Consider the following 17,821-nt stretch of genomic DNA (forward strand, 5'->3'; position numbering starts at 1 on the left):
ATCAATACCCATAAATTCAGCTGTTAAGACAAGACTGATGAGTTCTAAATCAAAAAGTTTAGGTCTTCTACGTTGATAAATTAAAAGTGTATCTGTTGATATTTTTCGAAGAACTTCCAATATTCTTTCGTAATTTGCAAGTAAGTTGTTCATTGTAAATGTTTTGTAATTAAAACAATTTACTGATTTTCAATCAAATGAACAACTTTATTCTTTATTAATCAAAATGCACAACGGGTATTATTTATTAGAAAATCATGAAAATTTGAAAGATTTAAAATACTTATACAAATCTTTCTTTAAATATAAAACTCCTTTAAAATATGGAAAATTAACCCATAACTCAATAAATTGGTATAAGACTCTTATTGATAGTTATGATTCTGACAATTATGATTTAAAATATAATGAAATAGTTAATAAATTAAACAAATTTTATATAACTGCTTCTGGTAATCCAAGAAAATATATTGATAATACTATTGATTTATTTAAAGAATTATTAGACAAAGAAATTATAAATTTAGACAAGAAGACTATTTCTTAATATATTATATAAAATTCACTAAAAAAAAGCTCCTTATCAGGAGCTTTAGTTTTTATGCGACATTATTGATAAACTCTTTTTCGAGGATACCGTCTACTATTTTTTCAACCTTATCGATGTTTGCTTTTAGTAATTCGTTGTCTTCTATTTGTTCTATTTCGTGGAACTGTACATGTTTGTTAAACTCTTGCAGTTTGGCGTAATAACGTTTCAATTCTGCTTTGTTGAACAAGTTTCCATTCTTCACATAAATCACATGTATTTTTGATTTGATGTATTGCGAAACTTGCAATATATCGCCTCTATTGCGTGATATATCTATCGAATAAAAAATAGATTTCAGGTATTCGCTTTTAGCTGTTGGCTCTTTTACCAACCAATCTGTAGTCTTAGGACTTGCTGCTATCGGAATAATATTCAGCACCTTATTTGGATACAAACATGCCATTTCCCACGCTAATCTTCCACCTAAATCTGCACCAATAATGGCAAAAATCTCGTCTACTTCCAATTCAAATAACGTCAACCAAAACAATACCGCTACATCGCGTGCTGTAATGTGATCGCGTGGAATATAGTCGTACTTTATGGTTTCGGAAACGCCATTTCCAGGAATATCTATACAGATTACCGTATACTCATTAAGATCAATTGCTTTGTTTTTCCCCATGACTCCATCCCAATGATAGGTACAATCTGAATCTCCATGTAAGTAATGGTTAATCAAAATGACTGGAGCTGTTCCTAATGGAAGTCCAAAAAGTTGAAATGTTACCGAAACATTGTTTAAGATTGTGTTGTCCTCTAAGGGCCAAACTGGGATCGTTACTTGTTGTAAACTTTGCATTGTTTTTAATTTTATATTGGTAATTGTTGTTTTTGTTTAAAAAAAATCCCCATCGAAAATCGACGGGGAAACCTAAAATATATTAAAAAATAAAATCTCTTTTTAGTATACATGACTTTCCCACGTCTGGATATTCCAAACCTGTTTGCGAATCGACATATATAAGCACGTAAACTTCATTTTTTAATTACTTTGTTATTCAAATGTATAAAATAATTTTCGGCAAACAATTAAATTTATCTTAATTATTTGTAAAATTTTCTAAATCTCTATTTTTAATAGCGAAGTGGTCCCCCTAAACTTGTTTCAGGGTCGCATTTAATTCAAAACATAAAAATTTTAACCACATAGAGACATAGAAATAGATTCCTCGATACCTTGGAATAACAAACTACCATTGGTAACTGTCATGTTGAGCTTGCCGAAACATCTTCTACTGGAAAAGTTTAGATTCTTCATTCCGCTAAAGCTACATTCAGAATGACAATACGTGAAAAATATCTCCTTGAGGAGATTATAGAGGTGTTTTCTTAATGAGAAGTTGAAATGAATTCAACTTGACGGACTCCTTAAGTCACCCTGAACTTGTTTCAGGGTCACATCTAATTCAGAACATAAAAGTTTTAACCACATAGAAACATAGAAATAGATTCCTCGATACCTTGGAATAACAAACTACCATTAGTAACTGTCATGTTGAGCTTGCCGAAACATCTTTTTTTGAGTGCGAAGCTGAAATAAATTTAGCTTGACTAGAAGTATTTATTTAACTCTAAATAATCGTTTTAAAATAAAATTATTAGAATAGATTACTACATATTCAATTTTTTATGTAGTTTTACACCGTATTTCGAATCGTAGAAAACGATACCAACCGAGAGGAGTCTCCACGGTGGTAAAACAATACGGGAGTTCATCCAAAAACAACGAAAAATCCCCTATTATCGAAATACAATAATTGTTTTATTTTAACTATTTATTGTATGTCACAAAACATTTCTGAGCTTAATTTAGCTCATATATCAGATGAAAAATTGGTCGATTTTATCAATCAACAATTGCCTATTAAAGTTCCTGCGCTAAAAGATCATATTATTGAAGAATTCAAGAAAAGAGGTTTGGATTATCGCCATCTATACAATGTAAAAACAGATGAATTGAATATCAAACTTCCGCTTAGTTTGATTGATGGTTGCTTGTTCGAGCGTAATATTCCCAAACCGCCTTTGGTAGGTAATTTCTACGCTGTTGTACATAGATTGAGAAACTTTTTGCAACATAGCAAAGAATTGAACGGAAAACGCCTTAAAACGTTTCATTATATCTTCGATCAACTTTATTTACCTTATGAATTGATTGATATTATTTCGGAAGATGATGTCAAAAATCTAACTGAAGATGATGTATTTATTACCTTCAAAAACTCGAAACAACATTTCCCGAACAATAAGATTATCAATAAAATTCCGAAAAATAATTTATTGATTACTGTTGACAAAGGGAATTATTACCGCGGTTTGGATAAAGTAATTTTGTCACATCAAAATACGATTATCAAAGAAGAAAACTTGAATAACGTAACTGCATAACTGAAATTGCTTTCGACAAATCTCTATATTTGTTGAAAGCAATTTTATATGACGCCAGAAAAAAGAGAATTAGTAGAGGCAAGTTTTAATCGTTCAGAAACCTTAAAATTTTATAACGCATCACTTATCGAATGCGAAACGGACTATGTTTCGATTAAGATTCCAAAACAAGAAATGATGACACGTAAGCACGGAATGTTTAATGGTGCTATGATTGCTTCTTTGGTTGATGTTTCATCTGGTTATGCTGCTGTTTCTCACTATGACGACGATTGTTATGTGGTAACAGTTGAGTTAAAGGTGAATTATTTACGACCTGCTTTGGGTGATTATTTACTATCAAAAGCCTATGTGATAAAAGGCGGAAAAAAGATAAGCACCATACGCACAGAGATTTTTGTGGTTGACGAAACGACGAACAAAGAAACGCATGTGGCTACTTCTTTGGTGACTATGATGAGAATAAAATAAAGATATAATTTGTCTCAACTTTTGAATAAATGACCACATAGAGACATAGAAATAGATGTTTATTTTGATATAGAAATCAGTAGTATAATTCTACCTTTTTTATATGAAAAAACCGTCATTTCGAGTGAAATTCTGTAAGAATTTTGTGTCAAGAAAAAGGTTTTTTGAAAGAAAAGAATAATAACTAATTGAAGGAAATAATTTACTTATAGCGCAATTAATTAAATCAATTCGTCTTGATGTTTTCTTCTGTTTAGTTGGTTTACTTTTATAAAAAATCGCAGAATGAAAATATAAGAATTACAATTGTTTACAAATGATTTAGAAAAAACGAAATCATTTTATACAACTATTCTAGCTTTTGAGTTAATTGAAGAAACCGATAATCAGTTTAGTTTACAAGTTGGTTGGACAAGATTAACTTTTGTAAAATCGAATGAAGAATATATTTAGCTTATGAGAACTAAGCAGAATTTGATCAACATTCTATTTTTGGAATTTCTGAAATTGGTTTACCTACAACTTATATTGAAGCAACTAATCATATATTATAATAGAAAACAACATCTAAATTCTGAAAAGGAGATTTTGATACTTTTGGTACTAATGGCTCAGATGAAGGGAAAATATTATTACTAAATTATTTTATTAAAACAACTTAGTTTCCTACAACTGATACAATAATTCCTGCTCCATTTACAGCTATTTTGGAAAATGAAAATCATTATTCAAAAGTAATTTTAGATAATAATAAATTAAATATATCTAATCTTGCCATTTTATAAAAAATAAGCATTGAATAAAAAGTTATATCTTTAGGGTAAAAAAAAATGGGATTGTAACTTTGCATTCTAAATATCTAAAAAATGGTAAATTTTATATTAATCGCAGTCTGCATAATCGCCGGAATGGTGTTTAAAGCAACAAAATCTATACATCCTGATGCACATAAAGGGATCAATACATGGATTTTATATCTAGCTTTACCAGCAGTCTCGTTTAAGTATTTACCAAAAGTAGAATGGTCGCAAGAAATGTTATTTCCTATCTTTTCTACTGTCATTATAGCCGTTGGAAGTTTATTTTACATGAAATTCTACAGCAAAGCAAAAGGCTATTCGGAGCGTTCGAGAAGAACATTGGAATTGGCAAGCGGCTATAGCAATACCTCTTTTATTGGTTTCCCTTTGATCTCAGCATTTTATGGAGAAAAATATTTAAGTATTGCGATTATTTGTGATCAAACCATGTTTTTGTGCTTATCAACCATCGGAATAGTTTCTGCATTAAAAGGAGGAAGTAATGGATCTGGAGCAATAGATTCTAAATTTATCTTGAAAAGATTATTTACTTTCCCCCCATTTTTGGGTTGTATCAGTGCATTGATTTTATCTCAATTTATCGACTTATCTCCTGCCGAACCATTCTTCGATAAATTAGCTGCAACTGTAGGTCCGTTGGCTTTATTTTCAGTTGGACTGCAATTAAAGTTTAATGGTTGGAGAAAATTATGGTCACAAATTTCGATGTCTATGGTTTACAAATTAATGATAGCGCCTGCAGTTGTAATGCTTTTAGCCATCGTAATTGGGATAAAAGGTGATGTGGCTAAAATCTCTATTTTTGAAGCTGCAATGCCTACATTAGTAACATCGAGTATTATTGCGGAACAATTTAAACTCAACACCAAACTAACCAATTTGATTATTGGAATCAGTATTATTATAGGCTTTTTTACAGCTGCTTTTTGGTATGAAATGATACAGTTGTTTATTCAGTAGATTTCTTATTATGTTTTTTTTAAAATTGTATCGAGAATTAAGATGAATTTTATCTTCTAAAACCTTATTCTCGATACAAAATTCTAAAAATAATTTCACTCGAATTAATGGTTTTATTTCAATACTTCTTTTAAAAACAATAATGTATGTTGCCACGCTCTATCTGCCATTACTTTATTGTAATCAGGTGATTCTGGATTGGTAAACGTGTGTTTTGAATTTGCGTAAGTTATCATTTGCCAATCTGTTTTTCCTTCGTTCATTTCAATTACTAAATTCGAAATATCTTCGGGTTTTACAGATTCATCTTCAGCAGGATGTTCAATCAAAACTTTTGTTTTAAGAGGAATATTTTTTCGAGCCGAATCTTTTGCTAATCCACCATGAATAGAAACAACACCAACAACAGCTAATTGCGCACGAGCAGTTTCTAATGCGCCTGTTCCTCCAAAACAATAACCAATTACAGCAATTTTACTTGGATCTGCACCAGCTTTGATTAACTCTTTCAACGCCAAATCAATTCGTTTTTGATAAGCTGCATAATCAGACTTGTATTTTCCTGCTATTTTAGCCGCTTCCGCATTATCTTTCGGATTGTTTCCTTCTCCATAAATATCTGCAACAAAAGCAATATAACCTTCTTTTGCTAAATCTATTGCGGCTTGTTTTGCTTCGTTATCAGCTCCTTTCCAAGCGGGTAAAATCAAAACTCCTGGACTTTTCTTTGTTGTATTATCGGTTACTAAACCATTCAACTTTTGTGAACCATCTTTATAAGCAACTTGTTTTAGATTTTGTGCATGTGTCGTATTCATCATCAATACAATTAAAAATAAACATTGAATTACATTTTTCATCTACTAAAAAATTTAAGACATTAAGATAAAAAGAACTAATTTTATATCGGATATTGAATTGAATATTTAACACAATTAGCATGGAACTTATTACATTAAAAACATTTGAAAGCCCTATTGAAGCACATATTTTACGTTCGAAATTAGAAAGTGAACAAATTGATGCTTTTGTTTTTGATGAACATTCGGTTGGGATGAATCAGTTTTTATCGAATGCAATTGGTGGTGTGAAAGTAAAAATTAAGAAAGAAGATACTGATCGCGCCATGAAAGTTTTAGAAGAAATTGATGCTTCAAATTACACCAATGATTTGGATGAAATTCTTGTTTGTCCAAAATGTGGAAGCAATGAGTATTACAGCAATTATAAGTCAATGAAAGGTGGAAAAGGCTTACTTTCTTTATTATCTTCTATTATATTTTGGGTCTACCCTATTTACTACAAAAACGTGTTCAAATGCAAGAAATGTGGTGAAGAATTTAATGGTTTACAATAAAAAAAGAACGACAATTTCTTGCCGTTCTTTATGAACAAAAATATATGATTTTTATTGATTAAATTGTCCAACGCAATAAGCTTGCTCCCCAAGAGAAACCTGCGCCAAAGGCTGTCAACATCAATAAATCTCCTTTCTTTAATTTTGATGTATTTTCCCAAATACACAACGGAATTGTCGCTGCAATTGTGTTTCCGTAATTTTCAATATTGATTAAAGTTTTACCTTCTTCAATATTAATTTCATTACCAACAGCGTCAATAATTCGTTTATTCGCTTGATGCGGAACCAACCAATTTACATCTTCAACAGAAAAATCGTTGCGTTTCAAAACATTGACACAGGTATCACTCATTGATTGAATTGCATTTTTGAATACAATTTTTCCATCTTGTCTAATGTAACGCTTCTCATCAACCAACAACTGTGAACTCGCTGGATACAAAGAACCACCTCCTTCTATATTCAAGAATTCTTTTCCAGTTCCGTTACTCAGTAACAAAGCATCTAAAATTCCTTCTTCGTTTGTAGGCTCTAACCAAACCACTCCTGCACCGTCTCCAAACAAAATATTTGTCGAACGATCTTTGATGTCTACATACGCACTGATTTTATCCGCACCAATGACCAGAACATTTTTGTAACGACTACTTTCAATCAACGAAGCGCCCATGTCCAACGCATATAAAAATCCAGAACAAGCCGCATTCATATCAAATGCCCAAACATTCTCTATTCCTAATTTTTCGCATACAATATTCGCTGTAGCAGGCATCAACATATCTGGTGTAGAAGTCGCAACAATCAACGCATCAACATCTTTGATGTCTTTTTTGTATGTATTAATTAAATTCTCAATTGCACTAACCGCCATATCAGAAGTCGCTAAACCTTCCTCTAAAATACGACGTTCTTTAATTCCCGTTCTTTTTACAATCCATTCATCAGAAGTGTCTGTAATCTTTTCTAAATCGGAATTAGTTCGTTTATTCTCTGGCACATAACCACCTATTGCTGAAATATGTGCAAATATTTTTTTTGTAAAATCTACCACCATAAAATTCTTTTCATTCAAATCTCATGTATCGATTATCTACTAAAAGACGCATCAATTAAAATTTGAGCAACAAAGGTCTATTCAATTTAACAAATTAGTTAGCGAAATAAACGTAATAATATGTCAGAAAGACGTTTTTAGAAAGTTTTCACATTTACATTGATTTACATCAATTATTAATTAGAAGCTATGAAAGTTCTTGGAGAAACACCGGCATAATTTTTGAAAAATTTACTAAAAACTGAGGTATCTATAAAATTTAATTCTGTCACAACATCAGAAACACTATTTTTTGGGTTCTTTAGCAAGACTTTTGCCTCTAATACAATGGCTTCAGCAATGATTTGTTTGGGTGATTTATTAAAGACTTCGACAATAATTTTAGTCAAATGTTTACGACTAATAAACATTTCATCTGCATAAAATTGTACATTACGCTGACGACGAAAATGAGTTGAAACTAAATACAAAAACTGCTTAGCCAATTCCTCCTTTCTGACTTCTTTCGTTGTACTTTTTGCCGTTACAGCTTGGTTGTAGTAATTTCCCATCTCATACATCATAACTGAAAAGTGATGTAAAACCAAATCTTTTGCAAAGATATTTTCATTCTTGATGGTATATTTACTAATCTTATTCAGATTGTAGCGCATATCACGTACAATCTTTTTATCTAAAGAAATGATTTTAGGATATTTGGACGATAAAAATTCTACTAAATTATTGGATTTCACGTGAAAACCAGCTTCAATAATCAAATCTGAATCAATAAAGATTGCTTGAACAGCAAAATCAGCCGAATGCTCTATAATCTCGAACAACTGACCTGGAAGAACCACAATAATATCATCACGTTTGATCAATGTTGGTTCTAAATTTACCGTGATTTCACATGTTCCTGCAGTAATTAAAATCAACCCAAGCGAAGTAAACTTATAAGGTTTTCGTTTTACAAAATAATAATTGTTTTCAGGACCTACATCAAAGATTGCTAACCGACGATCGGTAGCTTCTTCTTTGTAAGTTCTTAAAATATTATTAATTGAATAAAGTTGAATATAATCACTCATTTTTAGCTTTTATTATTTCTAATACAATGTTAAAAGATTTTTTTGACAAGTAAAAACACAAATGCGTCTTTTTAACAAAATCTTACGTCATTTTGGTATATCTAATAACCTCTTTCTAATGAAACTTCATTCAATAAAGTTTCGTTATTTTTCATTCTGTTGTAGTTATCTGCAACTTGTTTTAGAGCAGTTGTTGCATTTGTAACACTCGCAATATGAGGTGTTACATAAACATTTTCATTCGTCCAAAAAGGGTGATTTTCTGGTAAAGGTTCTTCTACAAAAACATCTAAATAAGCCTCTTTTATTTGTTTTTCTTCGATTGCAATTAATAAATCCTTTTCGACCAAATGTGCTCCACGACCAACATTAATCAAAACTGCATGAACTGAACATTCTTTAAAAAAGTCTTTATTCAAAATACCTTCTGTATCATCTGTCAAAGGCAAAATATTGACAATAAAATTAGTTTTAGAAATCGCAGCATTCAAGCCTTCTTTTCCAGAAAAAGATTCTACTCCATTTATATTTTTTGGCGAATTCGACCAACCTTTGACTTGAAAACCTAACGCAACAAATTGCTCTGCTACTAACTTTCCGATTTCACCTAATCCTAAAATAGTAATAGTTGTTTCCTTGATATTTTGATAAATAGTAGGCTTCCACTCTTTACGAACTTGATCTTTATAATACGTCAATAGATTTTTCATTGAAGTCATAACACAAGCCAAAACATGCTCAAACATTTCTTGCTTCAAAGCAGGATCAACAATACGTGTTACCTTTATTGAATCTGGAATTTTGGTATGCAACAAATGGTCAATTCCTGCTCCAACAGATTGTACAACTTTTAGATTTGGAAATTCAGCCACATAATTTTTGTGCGGTTTCCAAGTTGCAATAAATTCTACATCTTCTAGATTTGAGATATTTGGATAAACTTCAACTTTCGTATCTGGCAACAATTCTTGTAAATTTCTTTGCCATTCTTCTGTTGATTTTTGATTGAATATTAAGGCTAAACTCATAATTGATTACTTTTAAAACAAATGTAAATAACTCCAAATTAATCACACATTAAATTTGACGATTTGTCAGATTTCTTACATTTGGATTAGAATTTGAAAGAGTTCAAACAAATATATTTTAACTAAAAAAATACACTATAAATGACAAATCCGTTATTAGAAAAATTTGAAACACCTTTTGAAAGTGCTCCTTTTTCTAAAATCAAAAATGAAGATTACAAACCTGCTTTTATCCAAGCAATTGAAGAGGCGAAAGCAGAAATAGATGCAATTACTGCGAATCCTGAAGCGCCAACTTTTGCAAATACAATTGAAGCAATGGAACTTTCTGGTGAAAAATTAGGACGAATTTCTTCTATTTTCTTCAACCTTAATTCTGCTGAAACGAATGATGAAATTCAAGAAATTGCACAAGAAGTTTCGCCTTTATTATCTGAATTTGGAAATGATGTTCGCTTAAATCAAGATTTATTTGAACGAATTAAAATCGTTTATAATCAAAAGGAATCGTTGATTTTAACCGATGAACAAGCTTATTTATTAGAAAAAAAATACAAAGGTTTTTCTAGAAATGGTGCAAACCTAAACGAAGAAGACAAAAATAAATTACGCGAAATTGACAAACAACTTTCGATGTTATCGTTGCAATTTGGTCAAAATGTTTTAGCTGAAACTAATGCATACGAATTGATTATTACTGATGAAAATGATTTGAAAGGTTTACCTCAATATGCGATTGATCAAGCGAAAGCCGATGCTGAACAAAAAAATCACGAAGGTTGGTTGATTACGTTGCAAGCACCAAGCTATATTCCATTTATGCAATACGCAGAAAACCGTGAATTAAGAGAAAAATTGTTTAGAGCAAATGGTGTAAAAGCTTATCAAAATAATGAATTTAACAACGAAGAAAATGTCAAAAACATTGTAAAACTTCGTCACGAACGTGCTAAAATATTAGGTTATAAAACGCATGCTGATTATGTTTTGGAAGAACGTATGGCAAAAACACCTACGACAGTTTTAGATTTCTTGAATGATTTATTAAAGAAAGCAAAACCATTTGCAGAAAAAGAAATTGAGGAATTAACTGCATTTGCAAAAGAAGCTGATGGGATTGAAATATTGCAACGTTGGGATCATGCATATTATGCTGAAAAATTAAAACAGAAAAAATTCAGTCTTTCTGACGAAGAATTGAAACCTTATTTTCAGTTAGAAAATGTTATTCAAGGAGCTTTTGATGTCGCAACAAAATTATATGGAATTACGTTTAAAGAAATTCACAACATAGATAAATACAACGATGAAGTAACAACTTATGAAGTTCTAGATAAAAATGGAGCGTTCTTAAGTTTATTGTATGCAGACTTTTTCCCGCGTGCAGGAAAACGCCCTGGTGCTTGGATGACAAGTTATAGAGAAGCTTCTAATGTGAATGGAAATACCAAACGTCCGCACGTTTCGATTGTTTGTAATTTTACAAAACCAACGAAAGACACACCTTCATTATTAACATTTCAGGAAGTAACAACATTATTCCACGAATTTGGACATGCGCTACACGGAATGTTACCAAATACAACGTACGAAAGTCTTTCTGGAACAAATGTTTATTGGGATTTTGTTGAATTACCCTCTCAATTTTACGAAAACTTCTGTTACGAACCAGAAGCTTTAAAATTATTTGCAAAACATTATCAAACAGGAGAAATTATTCCGCAAGAATTAATTGAAAAAGTAAAAGCTTCTTCAAGTTTTATGGAAGGTTATCAAACTGTTCGTCAATTGAGTTTTGGATTATTGGATATGGCATATCATGCGAATGATTTGGCTGAAATTAATGATTTACAACAATTTGAAAAAGAAACTTTCAAACAAACAGAGTTGTATCCAGAAATTGATAAAAATATGATGAGTACATCCTTCTCACATATTTTTCAAGGTGGATATTCATCTGGTTATTATTCATATAAATGGGCCGAAGTTTTGGATGCAGATGCCTTTGCATTTTTCCAAGAAACTGGAATTTTCAATCCAGAAACAGCTCAAAAATTCTATAAACTTTTATCATCTGGAGGAACAGTAGAACCGATGAAACTGTACGAAGAATTTAGAGGTCATAAACCAACAGCAGATGCTTTATTAAAGCGAGCTGGATTAGTATAAATTGAAAATCCGACTACAAAAAGTAGTCGGATTTTTTTATAATATCATTGTTTAATTAATGTAAACTTTCCTCGTGTTGCGACAAATCTAATCCTTCGAACTCTGCTCTATCACTCACACGTAAGTGAATCATTTTATCCGTAATATAAAATAAAGCAATCGCACCGAAAAAAGTAAATAACGAGACAAACAACAAAGCAATCATATGATGTGCAAACACATCCACCCCGCCATGTAACAAACTCGCATTTTCACCATGTGCAAAAATAGCTGTCAAAATCATTCCCATTATTCCTCCGACACCATGACATGCAAAAACATCTAAAGTATCGTCAACTCGTTTTAATACTTTCCAATGAACCATTACATTTGAGACAATAGCAGTAATAAAGCCAAAAAATATACTTTCAGGAATTGTAACAAATCCACAAGCTGGAGTGATTGCTACTAATCCAACTACAGCCCCTATACATGCTCCCATAGCAGAAACGCTACGACCATTAATTCTATCAAAAAGTATCCATGTCATCATTCCAGAAGCAGAAGCAATTGTTGTTGTTCCGAAAGCTAAAGCTGCTGTGGCATTTGCTCCCAAAGCTGAACCAGCATTGAAACCAAACCATCCGAACCATAACATTCCTGTTCCAAGCATAACAAATGGAATATTTGCAGGTTTGTGTTCTCTGTTTTTACGTTTACCTATCACCAAAGCTCCTGCTAATGCTGCAAATCCTGCACTCATATGAACAACAGTTCCTCCAGCAAAATCTTTTACGCCAAAATATTTATTCAATAAACCTTCTGGATGCCAAACCATATGACAAAGCGGTGTGTAAATGATTAAACTAAACAAAATCATAAATAACAAATATGAAATAAAACGCACTCTTTCAGCAAAAGAACCTGTTACAAGCGCTGGTGTAATGACTGCAAATTTCATTTGAAACAATGCAAATAAGACAAATGGAATTGTAGATGCCATGTCTTTGTGTGGAAATGCCCCGACATGATTAAAAAATGGATAACTTAATGGATTACCAATAATTCCGTAATGTTCTCCATTTATTGTAAAACCGATTGATTCACCAAAAGACAGTGAAAACCCAACTACAACCCACAAAATCGAAATCACACCTAAGGCAATAAAACTTTGCAACATGGTAGAAATAACATTTCGTTTCCCCACCATTCCTCCATAAAAAAATGATAAACCTGGCGTCATCAATAACACCAATCCTGCAGCTGCTAAAATCCAGGCGACATCTGAATTTACAATATTTTCTTCGCTAAGGAATTCTCCTGTATTTGGAATATCTACAACTGGTTTCCAAAATAATCCAGCTAATGCAACTAGTGTTATAATTGCAAAAGCTACTTTCCATTTTAATCCAACTTTCATAAGTTTTTAATTTTAACCCTATCAAAATTAGATTATTTTTAAATAAAATCATTTATTTTTAATTACACCCTATAAAAATTAGGGGTTAAAATATTAATTTTACACTTTAAACATAGTTGCCCTATACAAATTCATAAAAAAAGATTCCAAAAAAGGAATCTTTTTATCAATTTGATTATTTAGTTTTTCTAAATTCTATCTAAAATATTCAATTATGTTAAATTCTGAATAATTTTCTGAAAAGCTTTTCTTGGGCTTCCATCAAAATAAACTTCGCCACAATAATGATAACCTAACTTTTCAAAAACACGCAACATTCCAATATTATCAAAGTTGGTATCAACTTTTATATTCTGTATTTTCTTTATAATTGCTATTTTTTCAATTTCATCCATCGTCCAAGTTCCTAAACCTTTTATCTTAACATCTTGTGCAACAGCCAATCGATGTATGACAATATATGGATCATCATTCATCCATTTTCCTTCAATTGCTGTATAAGCAGGTTCTATCTCATCAATAATTGCAACATATCCTATGATTAGATTATCAACATTCTCAATTATATAACCAAAACCATTTGAGATATCATTTTTTACAACATCTAGATTTGGATAACCATTTTGCCATTGATTACTTCCCTCCTCTTTTCTTTTCTCAATTGCTTGTTGCAAAATTTCCCAAATTCTATCTGCATCATTCAAAATAGCTTGACGTAAATTTAATCCAGTCTCCATATCTTATTTTTATTTTCAATATAAGTTATTTTTAAGCAAATCATAAGTTTTGATATTTAATTTTTTGATAAATTAATAGAACTAAACAATGTCATACAAACATGAGGTTTCCAAAATCTATAAAATATGTAAAAATACCTTGGCAACAAGTTTTAGCAATACTTATTTTATTACTCGCATTTGTATTTTTCAGAAGCGAACGCAAAGAAATGATGCAAATTATTCCGAGTATTCAAAGCGCAAAACCTATTTGGCTATTGATCGGTTTCGGAATAACGATTCTCTATATTTCGCTGCAAGCTGCAATGTATATCACAAGTTTCAAAGCAGTTGGTTTACCTCTTAAATTTTGGGACGCTGTCAATTTATTTCTCAAACGAAATTTTATCAGTGTTTTTCTACCAGCGGGCGGAATTAGTTCTTTGGCTTATTTACCCAAACAAATCAAAAAGCAACAATTTGAAACAAATAAAATCATTCAGGCAAGTTCTATTTATGGTTTTATTGGATTATTAACGGTTTTCATCATTGGCGTTCCTATCATTATTTATAGTATTTACGTCAACAAATATTTTAATGATTCGTGGATATCATTAGTCATTTTGGGCATAATTTTAATTCTAGTTTATTTCATTTATAACTCATTCAAAACCAAAAATAAATTCTATCAAATTATAGAAAATAAATTTCCAAAGATTACGGAAGAAATCAATCCAATTTTTGAAGCTTCTTTAGACAGGAAAAATATTAATCTCACAATTCTAATTTCAACAATCATCGAAATTACTGGGATTTTACACGTCTACATCGCAATGTTAGCGTTAGGTATTCAACCCACTTTTGATGCAGCAGCTTTGGCTTATACGATTTCTGTTTTATTGATGATTATTTCGCCTTTTTTGAGAGGTTTGGGTGCTGTAGAATTTACGATGGTGTATATTTTAACACAATTCGGCTATTCTCATAACCAAGGTTTAGCTACAACTTTATTGTACCGCGTTTTCGAATTTTGGCTGCCTTTAGGTTTTGGATGTTTGAGTTTTATGTGGCGTGGAAGAAAACTATTTGCACGAATTTTTCCTGCTGTTATGATTTTTACATTAGGAATGATTAATATAATTTCAGTCATCACTCCTCCTCTTGCAGAACGTTTGCATTTCGAAAAATTGTATTTACCAATCGAATTCATGCATCTTTCAAAATTGATGATTCTATTTGTCGGAATTGCTTTATTGATTACTTCATCTTATCTCATCAAAGGATTAAAATCTGCATGGATTTTTGCTTTAATATTTGCCATACTTTCATTTTTTGGAAATATATTCAAAGCATTGGATTACGAAGAAGCTGGATTCGCATTTTTCACAATCGTGCTATTAATTTACAGCAGGAATCAATATCCATTGAAAACAAATTTGAAACGATTAAGACAAGGATTCTCTATTTTTTTAATGGCATTTTTTGCAATTTTTATTTTCAATGTTTTAAGTTTTTATTTCATTGATAAACGTCATTTTGGTGTAGATTTCTCTTGGAATCAAGCTTTTTATTATACATTTCAAAACTTCTTATTATTCAGCGAAAACAATTTAGTTCCGAGAACAACCTTTGCCGAAGATTTTAAAGACATCAATATTTTTTTTGGATTTAGTTCTTGGATATTATTGATTTTAGCATTTTTTAGAGCTAAAAATTATAACACAAAAGGTATTCAGGATTATGAAGAAGCAGAAGAAATCGTCGAAAAATATGGTAATTCAGCATTAGATTATTTTAAATTAATGGATGATAAAACTCTTTATTTTTCTTCAAATATTGATGGTTTTGTCGCGTATAAAATCGGTTTAAATTTTGCTATTGTTTTGGATAATGTTGTATGTGATGCAAAGCATAAATCAGATTTAATTTCAGAATTCGAGAACTATTGCAAAACAAAAGGTTTGAAAACTGCTTATTATCGAGTTTCGGAAAACGATTTAATTGATTTCAGAAATTTAAAAAAACAATATTTATTAATTGGTCAAGAAGGAATTATTGAAGTTGATTCCTTTAATCTTCAAGGTAAAGAACGTAAATCGATGCGAAATGCATTGAATACTTTAGAGAAAAAAGGTTTTAAAACAGAAGTTATTTTGCCTCCTTTGACAGAAGAATTTTTAAATGAAATTGAATCTGTCTCAAATGAATGGTTAAAAGAATTTGATAAAAAAGAAATTGTATTTGCAGAAGGTAAATTTGACAGAGGAATATTAAAAAATCAAACGATTATTACGCTGAGAAATGAAGAAAATAAAGTGGTTACATTTCTGAATGTTATTCCAGATTATGCAAAAGATGAGATGACTTACGATTTATTTCGAAGAACTGTCAATTCGCCAAATGGTAGTATGGATGCGGTGATAATTGCATTAATTAATCGCGCCAAAGCAAATCAAAAGAAATATATCAACATTGGTTTAACTCCTCTGGCTGGTTTAGATAAACCAAATAATATTGCCGAGCAACTCATGAAATTTGCTTATCAACGAATTGGGACGTTTAAACAATATCAAACAATGCGCGATTTCAAAGAAAAATACGCCAATTATTGGATCAACAAATACATCATTTATGATAATGAAGTGGAACTTATTCAACTTCCACAAGCGTTAAATAGAGTTATGAAACCTCAAGATGAAAACTAAAAATCTCATATTATTTGGATTGATTATCACTACAATTGGTTTGTATATCGTACGTACAAAAGGAGATGATGTGGATATCAAAGATCCTTTACCGCTTAAAATATGGGAGAATAAAAATGACACTAAACCTATCTTGTTTTATTTAAGTGGAGATGCTGGATTAGGACCTTTTTCAAAATCAATTTGTAAAAATCTTTATCAGAAAGGCTATGATATTTATGCTTTAAATTCTAAAGTTTATTTTTGGAATGAAAGAGATCCTAAAAAAACGGCTGAAATATTAAGTCAATTTTTAGAAGAAAAGTTCAAAAATCACAAAAATCAAAAAGTTGTATTTATCGGTTATTCTTTTGGTGCTGATGCGATTCCATTTATTATCAATGAGCTTCCGACAAAAACCAAAGATCGAATTCATCAACTTATTCTTTTAGATCCGTATGAAACTGCTGATCTTGAGATTCATTACAAAAATTTAATTTTTGAAAACGTAAGCGGAAAATGGAATACAATTCCAGAAATTAATCAATTACCTAACTTACATTTATCTATTATTTTAAGTGATTATGGAAAAAATTATCCCTACAATAAAATTACTTTAACCAATAAAAACATAATTTATTTGGGTGGTAATCATCACTTTAACCGAAATTATCAAAAAGTAACTGAGACTATTACTAAGCAATTAAAGTCAAATTAGAAAATATTCATTTAACATAATTACATCTTGTGATATTCCGAACTTTTTTGTTTTAAAATCATCAAGCTCTCTTTTAATTTGTTAATCGTAGAATAAGAATGAAACTTATTCTTATTTAGTTGAATGGTGTAAAAATAATCATAATACTTTCTAGCTAACTAAAAGTTTAAAACATAAAAAAACCTCAAGAACTAAATCTTGAAGTTTAAATAAAAACTGGCGATGACCTACTCTCCCGCAATAGCAGTACCATCGGCACTGAAAGGCTTAACTTCTCTGTTCGGAATGGGAAGAGGTGAGCCCTTTCGTAATAATCACCCTAATATTTTTTGTATTTTTAATCAGGTTTACATCCTGATGATTCGATAAAAAAGCCTCAAGTTGTTCA

16 protein-coding genes, 1 rRNA gene, 1 pseudogene and 1 riboswitch are annotated in these 17,821 nt (G+C 30.8%); of the genes and pseudogenes, 9 read left to right on the forward strand and 9 right to left on the reverse strand.

The features are described 5' to 3' along the window. Nucleotides 1-153: pseudogene (locus B4E59_RS14695) on the reverse strand (IS982 family transposase); the annotation flags it as partial. Nucleotides 154-265: 112 nt separating this feature from the next. Between B4E59_RS14695 and B4E59_RS08290 the strand changes: the two are divergent. Beyond that, complete coding sequence (locus B4E59_RS08290; protein ID WP_219035212.1) at nt 266-547, forward strand: hypothetical protein; 282 nt, start codon at nt 266-268, stop codon at nt 545-547. 52 nt (nt 548-599) lie between these two features. Here the strand turns inward: B4E59_RS08290 and B4E59_RS08295 are convergent, their stop codons facing one another. After that, nucleotides 600-1,394, reverse strand: coding sequence for an alpha/beta fold hydrolase (locus tag B4E59_RS08295; protein WP_291052441.1), 795 nt, complete (start codon nt 1,392-1,394; stop codon nt 600-602). An 840-nt stretch (nt 1,395-2,234) separates the two neighbouring features. Then, a riboswitch (SAM-I-IV-variant riboswitch) is annotated at nt 2,235-2,329 on the forward strand. Between the two features lie 48 nt (nt 2,330-2,377). On the opposite strand from B4E59_RS08295, the gene B4E59_RS08300 reads away from it, so the two are divergent. From B4E59_RS08300 to B4E59_RS08315, 4 genes are all read left to right on the forward strand, one after another. Beyond that, on the forward strand, nt 2,378-2,983 hold the full coding sequence (locus tag B4E59_RS08300) for a hypothetical protein (RefSeq protein WP_291052444.1): 606 nt from the start codon (nt 2,378-2,380) through the stop codon (nt 2,981-2,983). 48 nt (nt 2,984-3,031) lie between these two features. Continuing rightward, complete coding sequence (locus tag B4E59_RS08305; protein WP_291052446.1) at nt 3,032-3,454, forward strand: PaaI family thioesterase; 423 nt, start codon at nt 3,032-3,034, stop codon at nt 3,452-3,454. A 306-nt stretch (nt 3,455-3,760) separates the two neighbouring features. Further along, nucleotides 3,761-3,907, forward strand: coding sequence for a VOC family protein (locus B4E59_RS08310; protein WP_286484377.1), 147 nt, complete (start codon nt 3,761-3,763; stop codon nt 3,905-3,907). A 413-nt stretch (nt 3,908-4,320) separates the two neighbouring features. Beyond that, a complete protein-coding gene (locus tag B4E59_RS08315; protein WP_286484376.1) occupies nt 4,321-5,235 on the forward strand; it encodes an AEC family transporter in 915 nt (304 codons plus the stop codon). Between the two features lie 113 nt (nt 5,236-5,348). Here the strand turns inward: B4E59_RS08315 and B4E59_RS08320 are convergent, their stop codons facing one another. Then, nucleotides 5,349-6,095, reverse strand: a complete 747-nt coding sequence (locus tag B4E59_RS08320) for a dienelactone hydrolase family protein (protein WP_291052453.1) — start codon at nt 6,093-6,095, stop codon at nt 5,349-5,351. A gap of 80 nt (nt 6,096-6,175) precedes the next feature. Between B4E59_RS08320 and B4E59_RS08325 the strand changes: the two genes are divergently transcribed. Further along, nucleotides 6,176-6,592, forward strand: a complete 417-nt coding sequence (locus B4E59_RS08325; protein WP_115001183.1) for a putative signal transducing protein — start codon at nt 6,176-6,178, stop codon at nt 6,590-6,592. 58 nt (nt 6,593-6,650) lie between these two features. Here the strand turns inward: B4E59_RS08325 and B4E59_RS08330 are convergent, their stop codons facing one another. The 3 genes from B4E59_RS08330 to B4E59_RS08340 form a co-directional block, all read right to left on the reverse strand. Next, the gene (locus B4E59_RS08330; protein ID WP_291052456.1) at nt 6,651-7,649 is read right to left on the reverse strand and encodes a beta-ketoacyl-ACP synthase III; all 999 of its coding nucleotides are present in this window, start codon (nt 7,647-7,649) and stop codon (nt 6,651-6,653) included. A 176-nt stretch (nt 7,650-7,825) separates the two neighbouring features. Continuing rightward, entirely contained in the window at nt 7,826-8,719 is an 894-nt protein-coding gene (locus B4E59_RS08335; RefSeq protein WP_291047273.1) for a helix-turn-helix domain-containing protein, read from the reverse strand. A 101-nt stretch (nt 8,720-8,820) separates the two neighbouring features. Then, on the reverse strand, nt 8,821-9,747 hold the full coding sequence (locus tag B4E59_RS08340; RefSeq protein ID WP_291047275.1) for a 2-hydroxyacid dehydrogenase: 927 nt from the start codon (nt 9,745-9,747) through the stop codon (nt 8,821-8,823). A gap of 141 nt (nt 9,748-9,888) precedes the next feature. Between B4E59_RS08340 and B4E59_RS08345 the strand changes: the two genes are divergently transcribed. Beyond that, nucleotides 9,889-11,916 (forward strand): M3 family metallopeptidase, encoded by a 2,028-nt coding sequence (locus B4E59_RS08345; protein WP_291052459.1) that lies wholly within the window; start codon nt 9,889-9,891, stop codon nt 11,914-11,916. Between the two features lie 55 nt (nt 11,917-11,971). Here the strand turns inward: B4E59_RS08345 and B4E59_RS08350 are convergent, their stop codons facing one another. Together B4E59_RS08350 and B4E59_RS08355 are read right to left on the reverse strand one after the other, a co-directional pair. Beyond that, nucleotides 11,972-13,315 carry an ammonium transporter gene (locus B4E59_RS08350; protein WP_115001189.1) on the reverse strand — a complete coding sequence of 448 codons (1,344 nt, stop codon included), beginning with the start codon at nt 13,313-13,315 and terminating at the stop codon, nt 11,972-11,974. Nucleotides 13,316-13,527: 212 nt separating this feature from the next. Further along, nucleotides 13,528-14,052, reverse strand: coding sequence for a GNAT family N-acetyltransferase (locus B4E59_RS08355; protein WP_115001191.1), 525 nt, complete (start codon nt 14,050-14,052; stop codon nt 13,528-13,530). A 101-nt stretch (nt 14,053-14,153) separates the two neighbouring features. Between B4E59_RS08355 and B4E59_RS08360 the strand changes: the two genes are divergently transcribed. Next, nucleotides 14,154-16,736 carry a flippase-like domain-containing protein gene (locus tag B4E59_RS08360; protein WP_219035222.1) on the forward strand — a complete coding sequence of 861 codons (2,583 nt, stop codon included), beginning with the start codon at nt 14,154-14,156 and terminating at the stop codon, nt 16,734-16,736. Next, a complete protein-coding gene (locus tag B4E59_RS08365; RefSeq protein WP_219035223.1) occupies nt 16,726-17,433 on the forward strand; it encodes an AcvB/VirJ family lysyl-phosphatidylglycerol hydrolase in 708 nt (235 codons plus the stop codon). Before B4E59_RS08360 ends, B4E59_RS08365 begins: the two co-directional genes overlap by 11 nt. 214 nt (nt 17,434-17,647) lie before the next feature. Here B4E59_RS08365 and rrf read toward each other — a convergent pair. Then, nucleotides 17,648-17,755: ribosomal RNA gene (rrf, locus tag B4E59_RS08370) — 5S ribosomal RNA — on the reverse strand. Nucleotides 17,756-17,821 lie beyond the last annotated feature (66 nt).

Origin of the sequence: Empedobacter sp. UBA2044 (assembly GCF_002333005.1) — a bacterium.
GTDB classification, from domain to species: Bacteria; Bacteroidota; Bacteroidia; order Flavobacteriales; family Weeksellaceae; genus Empedobacter; species Empedobacter falsenii_B.

Excerpts from the sequence above, each read along its gene's own strand:
- B4E59_RS08295 (WP_291052441.1), bottom strand. The coding sequence starts at position 1,394 with ATGCAAAGTTTACAACAAGTAACGATCCCAGTTTGGCCCTTAGAGGAC.
- B4E59_RS08300 (WP_291052444.1), top strand. The coding sequence starts at position 2,378 with ATGTCACAAAACATTTCTGAGCTTAATTTAGCTCATATATCAGATGAA.
- B4E59_RS08305 (WP_291052446.1), top strand. The coding sequence starts at position 3,032 with ATGACGCCAGAAAAAAGAGAATTAGTAGAGGCAAGTTTTAATCGTTCA.
- B4E59_RS08315 (WP_286484376.1), top strand. The coding sequence starts at position 4,321 with ATGGTAAATTTTATATTAATCGCAGTCTGCATAATCGCCGGAATGGTG.
- B4E59_RS08320 (WP_291052453.1), bottom strand. The coding sequence starts at position 6,095 with ATGAAAAATGTAATTCAATGTTTATTTTTAATTGTATTGATGATGAAT.
- B4E59_RS08325 (WP_115001183.1), top strand. The coding sequence starts at position 6,176 with ATGGAACTTATTACATTAAAAACATTTGAAAGCCCTATTGAAGCACAT.
- B4E59_RS08330 (WP_291052456.1), bottom strand. The coding sequence starts at position 7,649 with ATGGTGGTAGATTTTACAAAAAAAATATTTGCACATATTTCAGCAATA.
- B4E59_RS08335 (WP_291047273.1), bottom strand. The coding sequence starts at position 8,719 with ATGAGTGATTATATTCAACTTTATTCAATTAATAATATTTTAAGAACT.
- B4E59_RS08340 (WP_291047275.1), bottom strand. The coding sequence starts at position 9,747 with ATGAGTTTAGCCTTAATATTCAATCAAAAATCAACAGAAGAATGGCAA.
- B4E59_RS08345 (WP_291052459.1), top strand. The coding sequence starts at position 9,889 with ATGACAAATCCGTTATTAGAAAAATTTGAAACACCTTTTGAAAGTGCT.
- B4E59_RS08350 (WP_115001189.1), bottom strand. The coding sequence starts at position 13,315 with ATGAAAGTTGGATTAAAATGGAAAGTAGCTTTTGCAATTATAACACTA.
- B4E59_RS08355 (WP_115001191.1), bottom strand. The coding sequence starts at position 14,052 with ATGGAGACTGGATTAAATTTACGTCAAGCTATTTTGAATGATGCAGAT.
- B4E59_RS08360 (WP_219035222.1), top strand. The coding sequence starts at position 14,154 with ATGAGGTTTCCAAAATCTATAAAATATGTAAAAATACCTTGGCAACAA.
- B4E59_RS08365 (WP_219035223.1), top strand. The coding sequence starts at position 16,726 with ATGAAAACTAAAAATCTCATATTATTTGGATTGATTATCACTACAATT.